This is a genomic window from Rothia halotolerans (assembly GCF_004136635.1).
In the GTDB taxonomy this organism is placed as follows: Bacteria; Actinomycetota; Actinomycetes; order Actinomycetales; family Micrococcaceae; genus Rothia; species Rothia halotolerans.
Genome location: NZ_NOIU01000001.1, coordinates 67,003 through 79,972, shown reverse-complemented (window position 1 = coordinate 79,972; position 12,970 = coordinate 67,003). Strand labels below are relative to the sequence as shown.

Here is a 12,970-nt window from a genome sequence, read left to right as displayed (position 1 = left end):
GCGTCGTGGACGATGTGACTGAGCTGGAATCACTGCCGGTCGAGCAGCTGATCGAGATGATCCGCGAGAAGACCGGGGCCGGTGTGAACCTCTCCTTCCCCGGCAAGGTGCTCGTGCGCCAGATCGGTCGCCGCGTTCGCCCGAGGAACCAGCGCACCGTGAAGGCCCTGAGCGCCGGCGACGAGCGGGGCCGCTCGCGGAACCTGGTCATCGAGGGCGACAACCTCCAGGCGCTGGCCTCGCTCTACCGAGAGCGCGGCCAGATCGACATGATCCTCACGGATCCGCCCTACAACACGGGCGGCGACTTCCGCTACAACGACAAGTGGGACAAGGACCCGAACGACCCCGACATGGGCGAGTTCGTGGGCAGCGACGACCCCGCGAAGCACACCAAGTGGATGAAGTTCATGTACCCGCGTCTCCAGATGATGCGGGCCATGCTCAAGCCCTCCGGCGTGCTGGCGATCTGCATCGACAGCCGCGAGCTCTTTCACCTCGGCCAGATGCTCGACGAGCTCTTCGGCGAGGAGAACCGGCTGGCGATCATCAACTGGCAGAAGACGGCTGCGCCGCGCTCCGACAAGGGCGGGGTCACGACCACGACCGAGTACGTGCTCGTGTACGCCAAGAGCATCGCCCGCGCGAAGACGGCGTCCATGGAGCGCACGGACTCCGACAATCGGCGGTACGGCAACCCCGACAACGACTCGCGCGGCCTCTGGCGCGAGGGCAACCTCACCGCGCGCACCTGGGCCGAGAGCGGCGACTTCGCGATCCAGTCGCCGTTCACCGGGGAGATGCACTACCCGGCAGGCGAGGGTGCCTGGAGGCACCCCAAGCGCAACATCAGGGAGTGGCTCGAGGAGTGGGGCTCCGAGTACCGCGAGAAGGACATCGCGGACGGCAAGGTCAAGGCGCTGGTGCTGAAGGACGGGTTCGACGCCGGCACCGCGGAACGTGCGAACAAGCGGCTCGAGGAGCCCGAGTGGCCCTTCATCTGGTTCGGTCGCGACGGGCAGGGCCGCCCGCGGACCAAGACCTACTTGGAGAAGCTCAAGAAGGGCAAGGTCCCGGTCACCTACTGGGCTGACCAGGAGCTGGACCTCCCTGTCGAGCTCGGCTCCACCTCGTGGGACTTCGAGGAGTCGGGGCGCAGCAGCGACGGGTCGAGCGAGCTCACGGCGATCGTCGGCAAGGGGCACGGGTTCACGACGGTGAAGCCGTTGAAGCTGATGATGAAGCTGATCCAGCTCTGGGTCCCCGACCGCGGCACCGTGCTCGATCCCTTCGCCGGCTCCGGGACCACGGGGCACGCGGTGCTGGCGCTCAACTCCACGTCCGGCAGCGACCGGAGGTTCATCCTCGTCGAGCAGGGCCGTCCTGAGCGCGGCGACTCCTACGCGCGGGAACTGACTGCCGACCGCCTCGCCCGCGCGATCAGCGGGGACTGGGCCAACGGCGATGGTCGTGCGCTGGGAGGGGGCTTCACGTTCAAGAAGCTCGAGAAGAAGGTCGACGCTAAGACGCTGCTCCTGATGGAGCGCGACGAGATGATCGACACCGTCATCGCTTCGCACTCCAGCACCGGCAGCCGCCGAATGGCTGTGCTCATCCCGCTGGTCGACGAGGACGAAGAGCCGTACACGTACCTCGTCGCCAAGAACGCGAGCAACGAGGGCATCTACCTGGTCTGGTCGGGCGCGGGTTCGAACACTGACCTCACCGAAGAGGTGTACGAGGCGATCACGGAGGAGGCGGACGCCGCCGGGCTGGCCGACGTCTACCACGTGTACTCGCGCCGGAACCTCATCGTCACCGACGACGTGATCTGGTACCAGATCCCCGACCGCATCCTGTCCGACTTCGGGCTCGACGTCCGCACCGAGTCCTTCACCGAGGAGGGGTGACCATGGCGATCGAGCTGTTCCAGTTCCAGCAGGACGCGGCCTCCCAGATGGCCGACCGGTTCGTCGACTACGCCAAGGAGCCCATCGTGATGGGCCGGCGGGCGAACATGCGCGAGGTGCCGTTCTACCAGGCGCTCTCGTCCATCACCGGGTCCGGCAAGACGGCGATCCTGGCGCAGGCCGTCAGCGAGATCGTCGCGCTCTCGGAGATCCCGCCCGTCATCCTGTGGCTGTCCAAGGGCAAGGTCGTCGTGCAGCAGAGCTACGCGAACCTGGCCGACGGCGGCAAGTACGACCACCTCCTGCCCGACATCACCGTGCGGCTGCTCAGCGAGTACGACCCCGAGGACGTCGCCAACTCGAGCGAGGCGCTGCTCTACTTCGCCACGGTCGGCACGTTCAACCAGAGGGACCGCGAGAACAGCAATCTCAAGATCTTCGCGTTCGACACCGACGACATCGAGTCGACCCGGTGGGAGGCGCTCAAGGCTCGTGAGACCGCCGACGGACGGCGGCGTCCGCTCGTGGTCGTCTACGACGAGGCGCAGAACCTCAGCGACCAGCAGACGACGCTCCTGCTCGAGCAGCAGCCGGCGGTGTTCCTGCTCGCCAGCGCGACGCTGCGGTTCCCGGCGCAGTTCGACGCCGAGGTCATCCAGCCGCTGCGGCAGCAGGGCGAGTACAAGGACGAGGACCTCATCACCCCGGTGAAGTCCTCGACCGTGGTCGCCTCGGGCCTGGTCAAGGGGATGGTCTCCCTCGACGGGCTCAACGCGCCGATGGAGGAGACCGTCTCCGAGATGCTCTCGGACATGCGGGAGGCCGAGGACGACGCGAAGGCGGAGGGGCTGTCCTTCGCGCCCAAGGCGATCTACGTCTGCAACACGAACGTCCTCGCCCACGACGCCAGCCAGACCGACGACCCGAAGCAGCCCTTCGACCAGCGGCAGGCACCGCCGATCCTCATCTGGCGCTACCTCACCGAGCAGTGCGGCGTGCCCGCCGAGGAGGTCGCGGTGTACGCGGACCTCAAGACGCACAAGGACTTCCCGCTGCCCGCGGACTTCACCCTCTTCAACGGCGGGGAGCGCGACTACGAGGACTTCGTCGCCGGCGAATACCGGCACATCATCTTCAACCAGACCCTCCAGGAGGGCTGGGACGACCCGAGCGTCTACTTCGCCTACGTCGATCGGACGATGGACTCCTCGGTGCAGATCACGCAGGTGGTCGGACGCGTGCTGCGCCAGCCCGGGGCGACGCACTACGAGGCCGACCGCCTGAACACGGCGCACTTCTACGTCCGGGTCGACCGCAACGACTCCTTCGCGCAGGTCGTCGACGAGGTCCGCCGCGGCCTCGGCGGGGACGCTCCCGAGGTGCGCATCCTCACCTCGCCGCCAGGGACCGAGGAGCCCGAGAGCCTGGCCCCGAAGGAGTCCCGCTCGGTTCCCCGCACGGCGATCGACAACACGCCCACGCTCGCGCCCGTCGAGAAGGTGCTGGCCAAGGTCCACGACTACTCGCAGGACGCCCTCAACACGCGCGGGAAGGGCCGTCGCCGCACGGTCCAGCAGGCGATCGGCGCGGACGCCGCTGCCGACACCGAGTGGGTCGACTTCGAGCAGTCGAACCGGGTCAACGCCCGCTGGGTGTTCCGGCGCGAGGTCGCGCGGCGCTACCGCCCCGCCCTGATGGTGATGAACACCGACGAGAGCAGGTTCGACGCCAAGGTCGGCGTCGGCAGCAGCGCCTACTCGGCGCTGGCCGACAACGCGGCCGACGCGGTCGACGAGTACCTGCGGCACGCCGTGGTCAAGCAGCTCAAGCCCAAGCCGTACACGATCGGGAGCACCCTGGTGCGCCGCAGCGGGATGGAGACCTTCCGGAACGCGCTCCACGAGGGCTACGACGGGCTCAACGACCTCGAGCGTCGCTTCGCCCGCGCGATCGACGAGACCGGGCTGCCGTGGGCGCGCAACCGCTCGCAGACCGGGTACAAGATCCCGCTGGTGTCACTCGGTCAGACCGTGTGGTTCTTCCCCGACTTCCTCGTGTGGGCGGGGGAGAAGGTGATCTGCGTCGACACCAAGGGCAGCCACCTCGTCGAGGGCGACGGCCGCCGCAAGCTGCTGTCCATCCAGCCGCACAAGGCCGTGCCGACCACCGTCGAGGTCAAGTTCGTCTCCGAGGGGACGTGGAAGGTCGACGGCACTCCCGACGGCAAGGACGGCTTCTCGGTGCTGGACCTCGGGAGCGGACGTGACTTCAAGCAGCTCCCGTTCGACGACCTCGAGGAGCTCGTGAAGACGTTCGTCCCGGACCCTGGCGCGGAGGGATGACGCGGGAGACCGTCGTCGACACACCAACGAGTTCCGGCACGTAGGGCGGTCTGCGATTTAGGCTGGGGTCATGTCTGAATCTCCGGTCCGCGCCGTCCTCTACCTCCGGGTCAGCCAGGACCGCGAGATGGACGGGCTGGCGATCGACCGGCATCGCGAGGCATGCCTGAAGATCGCTGACGAACGCGGCTGGAAGATCATCGAGGAGTACGTCGATCAGTCGATCTCGGCGACCGACAAGTCCAAGATTCGCCCGGGCTACGACCGCATGGTCGCCGACTACGCCGCAGGCAAGATCGACGCGATCCTGTGCTGGGACCTCGACCGCCTGACCCGGCAGCCGCGCGAGCTCGAAGACTGGGTCGACGCTGCGAAGGACCGCGGCCTGAAGCTCGTCACGGCCAACGGCGAAGCGGACCTCACGACCGACGGTGGGCGCATGTACGCCCGCGTCAAGGCGGCGGTTGCCGCCGGAGAGGTCGAGCGCAAGGCCGAGCGCCAGTCGCTGGCGCATCAGCAGCGCGCGCGGCAGGGGCGTGCGCCGAAGGGGCAGCGACCGGTGGGCTACGCGACCAACGGCGACGTGGTCGAGCACGAGGCCGCCGCGGTCAAGGAGATGTTCCGGCTCTTCGCGGTCGAGGACGGCACGACCATCGCCGCGATCGCTCGTGCGCTGTCCGGTATCGAGGGCCCCGAAGTCCCGGCATCTCTCCCGCGGCTGACCCGGCACAGCCGCACGGTGATGATCGAGCGCAACGAGCGCCGCGTCGCCGAGGGGCTGGCACCCAAGCCCGTCCCCGAGGACGGCCGTTGGCACAGCTCGAGCGTCCTCGACATCCTCCGCAATCCCCGCTACGCGGGCTACAGCGTCTACACCAACAGGATGGATCGGACGCAGAACAAGCGGCGGACCTGGTACAACCAGATCGTCGAGGACGATGACGGTGAGCCGATCCGCGGCCAGTGGGAGCCGATCGTCGACGAGCTGACCTGGTGGAGGGTCCAGGAGAGACTGAACGAGCCGTCGAGGATCACGAATAGGACGGGCTCCACTGCGCGCAAGCACCTCGGCGCGGGACTGTACCTGTGCGGGCTTTGCGAGAGGCCGGTTCGAACCGGTTCCGCGCGCTACCGCTGCGCGGGCTGCGGCATCAACCGCACGCGCGAGCACGTCGACGACTGGGTGCTGCGGATCGTCCGAGCTCGCTTAGCTCGACCCGACCTCGCCGACACCATCCCGACCGGCGACGAGCCGCGCCTCCAGGCTATCGCCGCCGAGATCGGCGCAAGGCAGGCCAAGATCAAGCGGGCGCAGAGCGACTACGACAACGAGATCATCGAGGGCTACGACCTCAAGCGCGTCCGGGAGCGCGAGAACACGACCATCGCCGCGCTCGAGGCCGAGCGACGATCGCTGACCGCCACCACCGACCTCGGAGGAGTGCTCGACGCGAGGGACCCGGTGAAGGCCTTCGAGGACGCCGACCTGATGATCAAGCGCCGGGTCATCGACTTCTTCTGCACCGTCCGGCTCTACCCGCACCCTCAGGGGAGGAAGACGTTCGACCCGGAGACGGTCAAGGTCACGCCGAAGGCCTCCCAGACATCGGCGACGGCGTGAGCGCGTCGATGTGCGCGCACGCCGCCGAGTCAGCTATCATGGAACCAATCGACCCCCTCCCAAGCCTCTCGAAGAAGCTCAAATGGGAGGGGCCTCTTTCTTTCCGGGGTACTCCATGAAGCCGTCGCTGTCCTGGGACGCGCAGGTGGCCCTGATGACTGGCCGCGGCCTCGCCATCGATGACGAGGCCGTCTGCGCCGAATTCCTCGCGGCCACCAACTACTACCGGTTCTCCGGGTACGCCCGCTACTTCCAGAAGGCTCCTCACCTCGGCGACGACGACTTCCGGTCGGGCACCACGTTCGACGAGATCCGGGCTGTCTACGACGCCGACGAGGCGCTGCGCACCGCACTCGTCGAGCCCTTGGCCCGCGTCGAGATCATGCTGCGGTCGCACGTCGCCCGCGTCATCGCCGACGAGCACGGCCCGTACGGCCGGTACCTCGAGCAGGACTTCTACACCGACGTCGGCGATCGCGAGCCGACGGTCGAGTCATGCCTGCGCGACATCGAGCGCAGTCGTGACAGGCACATCCTCCGCTACAAGGGTGTGGGTGGCGACCGCGCCGACTTCAGCGAGTTGCCGGTGTGGTCGGCTGTCGAGGCGTGGTCGTTCGGCACCCTGTCGAAAGTGATCGAGCGCGGAGGCGGCGGATCCCTGGCCGACTCGATCGCGACGAGCATCGGCGTCGCCAAGGCCGGCTTCGCCTATCGAGTGAGAGCGCTGGTCTATCTCCGCAATCGCTGCGCGCACCACAGCCGCCTGTGGCACCACTCGGTCATCGATGCCGGCCCCACGCCGAACAACGTGCGGAAGAAGGCCAAGAGGGAAGCCGGGCAGTTCGAGCCTCGGTCCGTGCTCGATGTCATCGCCTCCTTTGACGACATGGCCGCCCGCGGCGGTGTCGCCGATCCGCTGCTCCCGACGCTCGCGGCTGAGCATGATCGAGCGTCGGAGTTCATGCAGGGCCTGGCCAAGCCTCAAAGTCCTCGCGACCATGCACGTGACACGCCGCGGTGATTGACTGAAGTACATGTGCGCGAATCATGTGTCATACTGAAGTTGCTGTCCTTGCCGAATCCGCGGCTCTGGACGCGGATTCAGGAGGTACACGATGGTTCCGCTCTCGCCTGCCGAGGCGCTCGGCAGCCACGCATCCGGTGTCCGTGACGTGCTCGTCGAGGTCGTTCGCTCTGTGCACGGCAGATTTGCCGAGGCGCACCTGGTGTCGGAGTCGCGGTACGCGATCGACTTCGGCAGCCAGTGGCGCGATCTGCTCGCCGATGCCAACGAGGCGCTGGTTGACCGGGGCTTCCAGTCGCACAAGCTTCGGCCGGCCGGATACAAGCTCCCCGTCGTCAACGACTGCTTGATCTATGTCTGGCGCATCCCGGACTCCGCTGACCCGGGCGACTTCGCGTCGAGTCCGACGAAGAAGAACGGCTTCTCTGCTCAGCCGCCCGACCCCACCTTGTTCGATCCTGTCATCGGAGACGAGCCAGTCGAGCCCGAGCAGCCCGGGCTCGAGCGCGTGGTGCGAGCCGCCGGTGAGGTGATGCCGGTGGTCCTGGTCATCGTCCATTCCTCTCCCCGGCAGCTGCAGTCGATCGAATGGGCCGTCGCTGAGCTCGACGAGACGACCGGCAAGGTCAAGCGCCACGGCCAGGAAGCCATGTGGGAGTCGGAGCTCGTCGGTGCCGACGCGGCATCGGCTGGCGAGTCGTTCGACAGCGGCACCCCGGTGCCGCCTGGTATCGAGCCGCGAGAGCAGGAAGGCATGGGCCCGGATGCGTGATGACACTCCGAGCCTGTTCGACGTCTCGGGCTCTGGGCAGACGCACGGGCGCTTCGAGCCGGCGCGGCTGACCCAGGCCCGCGTCCGCCGCTCGGTGACCAAGACCGATCTGGCCGCTGAGGTGGGCGTCTCCGCCGCCGCAATCGGTCAGTACGAGGCCGGCGTCAATTCGCCACGTGCCGACGTGCTCGATCGCTTGGCGAAGGCGCTCGACGTCCGTCCCGGATTCTTCGGCGTCGGTCGGCCCTTGGCTCGCATCGACACGGTCAACGCTCACTTCCGGAGTCTGCGGACGGCCAAGGTGAGCGACCGTCAGAAGGCGTTGGCCACGGTCGCGCTGGTGTGGGAGCTGACGTTCGCGCTCGAACGGCACGTCAGGCTCCCCGAGGTCGACCTCCCCGAGGTCCGTCCCGGCACCGCGCCTGCTGAAGCCGCTGCTCTCCTGCGCCGGCACTGGGGCTTGCCAGACGGCCCGGTCAAGCACCTTGTCGCCACGGCCGAGTCCCGAGGCATCGTGGTCGCCGTGCGACCTCTCGCCGAGATCGACACCGTCGATGCCTTCTCTGTCGTCATCGTCGACCGGCCGATCATCATCACGACTCCGCGTCGGACCGAGAACGTGTTCAGGCATCGGTTCTCGATCGCGCACGAGATCGGGCACCTGCTGCTGCATGCCGACACCGGCGAGCACAGTGCTGCCGTCGAGAAGGAGGCGGACGAGTTCGCCGCGGCCTTCCTTACTCCGGCTGCGTCCATGGACGCAGCCCTGCCGCAGCGGCTCGATCTCGCTGCCCTCGACCGCCTCGGCAGGACATGGGGGGTTTCACCGACCTCCCTGATCCGTCGGATGGTCGAGCGCGGACGCACCACCGAGTCCTCGGCGCGGCGCGCCTACCAGCGGCTGTCGGCCGTGTACGACTCCAAGGCCGACCCGACCAGCGCTTATCCCGGCGAGGTGCCGACGCTGCTGAGGAAGGCCGCTGACCTCGCTGGTGACCACGGCGCGCCCGTGCCGGCGCTTGCCGAAGCACTGAAGATCAGCCTCTCCCAGGTGCGCGACCTGCTGGGCGAGGACGACGAGCGCCCAGTGCTCCGACTCGTCGGCAGTGACTGACTCCCTGGTCCCGCCGGATGGGGACCGACGTGCCCAGGCCCGGCTTCGCCTCCGATCACCGACTACGAAGGACCTTCACCGATGGCCTATCCCACCCTTGCGCTCCACCTGCTCATCTCGGCACCCGGGGACGTGCCGCTCGAGGACATGGCCGTCATCCGCAAGACGATCAGCCAGTGGAACCTCAACCTCGGCCGCGTCGTCGGCCTGACCGTGCTGCCCGTGTCATGGACCGAGCACGCGGTCGCCGAGTTCGGTGACCGCCCTCAGGCCATTCTCAACGACCAGATCGTTGAGGAGGCGGACTTCGCTGTCGCTCTCTTCTACGACCGCCTGGGCACTCCGACCGGTGAGGCCGATTCGGGTACGGCCGAGGAGATCAAGGTCCTCGTCGAGGCTGGCAAGTCGGTGGCGGTACTGGTGAATGCGTCCGCCAGGCCGCCTCTCGGTGGTTCCGCCCTTGAAGAGCGGAAGCGCCTGACCGAGTACCTGACTGACCTGCGTAAGACCGCCCTCGTCTTCGAGTACGCCAACGAGGGCGACCTCATTAGCCACCTCAACAACTTCCTGAGCAGGGCCACTGCGCAGTTCCAGCAGTCTGTCGAAGCCTCCAAGGATGAGGAACCGGCAGGGCCGGACCCCTCGGAAGGCGTGTGGCCGCGAGCCGAGGTCCGCGAAAGTGTGAAGACCGACAACAAAGGCCGTGTAAAGACCCAGCGGCACTGGTCGCTGGTGCTACACAACACGTCGCGGGGACCGGCGTCCGACGTGGACTTCCAGTTCCTGGACCTGCCGGAGAATGCGATGTTCCGCGTGCACCGCGAGGAGGGTCCGCTCGGAACCATTCCGCCTGGCCAGGAAGCTCGGTTTCCACTGCTGCTCGCCATGGGTTCGCCGGACGCGGTCGACTGCCTGGTGACGTGGACCGACACTGCCGGCAACACCCGCGAGACCAGGGCGACCGTGCGCACCTGATCGGTCGCATGGGCTCCGGTACCGATCTACGCCAACGGCGCGCTTCGATGACCGTTCTCGTACGCGGCGATGACGAGTTGCGCCCGGTCCCTGGCGTGGAGCTTCGAGCGCGGCGCGCCGATGTGAGCCTTGACTGTGTGCATGGTGACGACGAGCTCGGCGGCGATCTCGTCGTTCGACAGGCCCTCGGCGACGGAAGACGGAATGAGCGCCGCAATGTGCGCGCAGGCCGCCGTGTCGGCCCGCTTCTTGGCAGCGACGAACCACTATCGGTTCTCCGGCTACGCCCGCCGCTTCCAGAGTGCGGCGGCGGTCGGCAACGGGATATTGAGTAGTGGCGTGCGGGTCATACATGTCCCTCGCTTGCTCGGGATGATTGCGTCGGCTTCTGGGGGTCGTGATCCTGACGGCTGTCGATCATAGCTTTGTCGCGCGGCCGCAGCTGGTGTCGTGCTGCCTCGATGTCACCCCATTTCACGAGGACGATCCCGGTCAGGATGACGATGCCACCGGCGAGTTGCAGCGGGGTCAGGATCTCGGCGAGGAGGACCCACGCGGCGATCGCGGAGAAGGGCACTTCGGTGAGGTTCACATACGATCCGACCGTGGCTCCGAGGTGGCGCAGGCCGAGGATGCCGAACAGGTACGCGCCGACCGTGAACACGATCAGCAGCAGCGCAGGCACGAGCCACGAGACGCGCAGCCCTGCGAAGTCGAGATCAGTGGTGACGAACCGCGCGGGCATGAGGTGGGCGAGATTAGCGATGAGTGCGGCGACGGCTCCGATGCCCATGCCGAGCCCGGTGAACGCGATCGATGGGAGCCGGATCGTGTCATCGGCGGAGACGAGGAAGTAGGAGGCGAAACACGCCGCGGCGGCAAGTGCCATGACGATCCCGACCCAGCTCAGCGAGGCGTTGCGGAAATCGAGCACCAGCACGACCCCGATGAGGGAGACGATCACCCCGATCGCGGTGATCAGGTTGGGACGTTGTTTCGTGCGTGCCCAGAGCCAGAACACGATGATCAGCGGGGCACCCATCATCTCCAGCAGTATCGCCACGGCGACGCTGAGGTGCTCCAGCGCGAGGAAGAAAAAGGCCTGCACCCCGGCCATCGACACGACGCCGTAGAGGAGGATCGTCTTCCAGTGGCTTCGGACCTCGCCCCAGCGTCCGCGCAGCGCGAGCAACGTCGGGATCAGCAGTAGGAGCGAGGCACCGGATAGCCGGATCAGCACCACCGAGCCTGGCGTCCAGCCGATCCCGTAGAGGGCCTTGGCGACCGGGCCGGCCACGGCGAAGAAGAACGTGGACAACAGCATGTACATGAACCCGCGGACCACGCCGAAACTCATAGGTTCCCCTCTTCTTCTGGATCGGTTTCCGGTGTTCCTGACCACTCTACCCAATCGGGATGTGTAGTATCCCTGTTATGCGGATGAGTGAGGGAGTCGAGTGGGGGCTGCACTGCTGCCTCGTGCTGGCCTGGCTCGACGACGTCGCGCCCCTGCCCGTGGGCAGGCTCGCCGAGGTCTTCGACCTGCCGCCGGAGTACTTGAAGAAGCAGCTCCAGCCACTGGCGAAGGCAGGCATCCTCGAGTCCGTGGCGGGCGCGCGCGGCGGCTACCGGCTCGGCCGTGGCCCGGAGGCGATCAGCCTGATGGATGTCGTGACCGCGATCGAGGGCGGCACGGACCCGTTCCAGTGCACCGAGATCCGCCAGCGTGGGTCTGGACAGCTCGCCGCCCCTGGCGAGTTCGCCCACCCCTGCGGCATCTCCCGCGCGATGCGCAAAGCCGAACTGGCCTGGCGGCGAGAGCTCGCGGGCCAGACGCTGGCCGACCTGATCGCCGAGACCCCGGTGACATCCGAGCGCCGCGTCCGGACCTTCCTCGAACGCACCGTCTGACCCCCACATCGCAGGCCCGACAACCTCGGTGCAGCGTCGGGCCTTTCATGAAAGGAGAATCGGGACATTGAACATCTCATTAAGAAGCCAGCGGCCTGCGACGGCTTCCCGGGGTTCAGGCGGTCGGGTCCCGCTCCTGGCCCTGGGTACCTTCGCGGTCGGCACGGATGCCTTCGTCGTCGCCGGGTTCCTGCCAGAGATGGCCGGAGAACTCGGGGTCTCCGAAGCCGCCGCTGGTGCCTCGGTGACAGTGTTCGCGATCTGCTATGCGGTGTTCTCGCCCATGCTCGCCTCCGCCACTGCGACCGTGCCGCGGCGGCGTCTGTTGGTCGCCGCGTTGCTCGTCCTCGGCCTCGCCAACCTCGGCACCGCCCTGGCCCCGAACTTCGCGGTGCTCATCGCTTCTCGGGTGCTGGCGGCCCTGGGTGCTGCGGCCTACACCCCGAACGCCGGAGCGGTCGCCTCATCCCTGGTCCCGCAGGAGCGACGCGGGCGCGCCCTGGCCCTGGTGGTCAGCGGCCTGACCGTCGCCACCGCGATCGGCGTCCCGCTCGGCGGCCTCGCCTCTCGCGTCATGGGCTGGCGGACGGCGCTCGGCCTGGTCGCACTGCTGTGCGTGCTCATAGGGATCGGCCTGGCAGTGCTCCTGCCGGCCCTGGCAGGTGGGGCACGGGTTCCACTCGCCGCGCGCCTGGCAGTCTTGAGGAACCCTGGTGTGCGGGTGATCCTGCCGGTCACCGCCCTGGGCATGGCGGCCGCCTACACCGCCTACGCTTACGCGATCCCCGCATTCGGTGCCGTAGGCATCCGCACGGAGACGGTGCAGTGGATGCTGTTCCTCTACGGCATCGGAGCCGTTGCCGGCGCACAATCCTCGGGCCGGTTTACCGACCGTTTCGGCGGCATCCGGGTACTGATCGTCGGATACGCGGTGATGGCCGCCACGCTCGCCGCGCTCGGATCGCTCAGCCTGTCGAACGCGAGCCTTCCCGTACTGGTCGGCGTACTGGCGTTCACCTGGGGTGCGAGCAGCTGGTGCCAGACCCCACCGCAACAGCACCGACTGGTCGCTGCTGCACCGAACGAAGCCCCCTTGGTGATCGCGCTGAACTCCTCGGGCATCTACATCGGCATCGGGCTCGGCACCCTCATCGGCGGTGTCGCCGGAACGGGAAATGCGATCTGGATGTTCTTTTCCGGCGCTGCCATCGCCGTAGCCACCGCCGCATTCCTGATAGCGACCTCCCGAGCTGGGGGCCGAAATGCGCCGAAAGAAGCTATATGACGATCGCATGCTGGTC

Annotated in this window: 11 protein-coding genes; 9 read left to right on the top strand and 2 right to left on the bottom strand. The window is 67.4% G+C overall.

Going from position 1 to position 12,970, the window contains the following annotated elements:
• Positions 1–5: 5 nt before the first annotated feature.
• From EWV39_RS00445 to EWV39_RS00415, 7 genes are all read left to right on the top strand, one after another.
• Positions 6–1,910 (top strand): site-specific DNA-methyltransferase, encoded by a 1,905-nt coding sequence (locus tag EWV39_RS00445; protein WP_129656347.1) that lies wholly within the window; start codon positions 6–8, stop codon positions 1,908–1,910.
• Between the two features lie 2 nt (positions 1,911–1,912).
• The gene (locus EWV39_RS00440) at positions 1,913–4,252 is read left to right on the top strand and encodes a DEAD/DEAH box helicase (RefSeq protein WP_129656346.1); all 2,340 of its coding nucleotides are present in this window, start codon (positions 1,913–1,915) and stop codon (positions 4,250–4,252) included.
• 70 nt (positions 4,253–4,322) lie between these two features.
• Positions 4,323–5,873 carry a recombinase family protein gene (locus EWV39_RS00435; RefSeq protein ID WP_129656345.1) on the top strand — a complete coding sequence of 517 codons (1,551 nt, stop codon included), beginning with the start codon at positions 4,323–4,325 and terminating at the stop codon, positions 5,871–5,873.
• Between the two features lie 115 nt (positions 5,874–5,988).
• Complete coding sequence (locus EWV39_RS00430) at positions 5,989–6,894, top strand: Abi family protein (RefSeq protein WP_129656344.1); 906 nt, start codon at positions 5,989–5,991, stop codon at positions 6,892–6,894.
• 94 nt (positions 6,895–6,988) lie between these two features.
• Positions 6,989–7,669 (top strand): hypothetical protein, encoded by a 681-nt coding sequence (locus tag EWV39_RS00425; protein WP_129656343.1) that lies wholly within the window; start codon positions 6,989–6,991, stop codon positions 7,667–7,669.
• Positions 7,662–8,783, top strand: coding sequence for a helix-turn-helix domain-containing protein (locus EWV39_RS00420; RefSeq protein WP_129656342.1), 1,122 nt, complete (start codon positions 7,662–7,664; stop codon positions 8,781–8,783). The genes EWV39_RS00425 and EWV39_RS00420 overlap by 8 nt, the downstream gene beginning before the upstream one ends.
• Before the next feature lie 81 nt (positions 8,784–8,864).
• Complete coding sequence (locus EWV39_RS00415) at positions 8,865–9,758, top strand: hypothetical protein (RefSeq protein ID WP_129656341.1); 894 nt, start codon at positions 8,865–8,867, stop codon at positions 9,756–9,758.
• 26 nt (positions 9,759–9,784) lie between these two features.
• Here the strand turns inward: EWV39_RS00415 and EWV39_RS00410 are convergent, their stop codons facing one another.
• Positions 9,785–9,940, bottom strand: coding sequence for a response regulator transcription factor (locus EWV39_RS00410; RefSeq protein WP_337589934.1), 156 nt, complete (start codon positions 9,938–9,940; stop codon positions 9,785–9,787).
• Between the two features lie 164 nt (positions 9,941–10,104).
• Positions 10,105–11,115 (bottom strand): EamA family transporter, encoded by a 1,011-nt coding sequence (locus EWV39_RS00405; protein WP_238147953.1) that lies wholly within the window; start codon positions 11,113–11,115, stop codon positions 10,105–10,107.
• A gap of 83 nt (positions 11,116–11,198) precedes the next feature.
• Between EWV39_RS00405 and EWV39_RS00400 the strand changes: the two genes are divergently transcribed.
• Together EWV39_RS00400 and EWV39_RS00395 are read left to right on the top strand one after the other, a co-directional pair.
• Positions 11,199–11,669 carry an RrF2 family transcriptional regulator gene (locus tag EWV39_RS00400; RefSeq protein ID WP_202864868.1) on the top strand — a complete coding sequence of 157 codons (471 nt, stop codon included), beginning with the start codon at positions 11,199–11,201 and terminating at the stop codon, positions 11,667–11,669.
• Positions 11,670–11,736: 67 nt separating this feature from the next.
• The gene (locus EWV39_RS00395; RefSeq protein ID WP_202864867.1) at positions 11,737–12,954 is read left to right on the top strand and encodes an MFS transporter; all 1,218 of its coding nucleotides are present in this window, start codon (positions 11,737–11,739) and stop codon (positions 12,952–12,954) included.
• The last annotated feature ends 16 nt before the right edge of the window (positions 12,955–12,970 follow it).

What these genes read in the sequence shown, in the direction of transcription:
- EWV39_RS00440 (WP_129656346.1), top strand. Translation starts at nt 1,913, where the DNA reads ATGGCGATCGAGCTGTTCCAGTTCCAGCAGGACGCGGCCTCCCAGATG.
- EWV39_RS00435 (WP_129656345.1), top strand. Translation starts at nt 4,323, where the DNA reads ATGTCTGAATCTCCGGTCCGCGCCGTCCTCTACCTCCGGGTCAGCCAG.
- EWV39_RS00430 (WP_129656344.1), top strand. Translation starts at nt 5,989, where the DNA reads ATGAAGCCGTCGCTGTCCTGGGACGCGCAGGTGGCCCTGATGACTGGC.
- EWV39_RS00425 (WP_129656343.1), top strand. Translation starts at nt 6,989, where the DNA reads ATGGTTCCGCTCTCGCCTGCCGAGGCGCTCGGCAGCCACGCATCCGGT.
- EWV39_RS00420 (WP_129656342.1), top strand. Translation starts at nt 7,662, where the DNA reads ATGCGTGATGACACTCCGAGCCTGTTCGACGTCTCGGGCTCTGGGCAG.
- EWV39_RS00415 (WP_129656341.1), top strand. Translation starts at nt 8,865, where the DNA reads ATGGCCTATCCCACCCTTGCGCTCCACCTGCTCATCTCGGCACCCGGG.
- EWV39_RS00405 (WP_238147953.1), bottom strand. Translation starts at nt 11,115, where the DNA reads ATGAGTTTCGGCGTGGTCCGCGGGTTCATGTACATGCTGTTGTCCACG.
- EWV39_RS00400 (WP_202864868.1), top strand. Translation starts at nt 11,199, where the DNA reads ATGAGTGAGGGAGTCGAGTGGGGGCTGCACTGCTGCCTCGTGCTGGCC.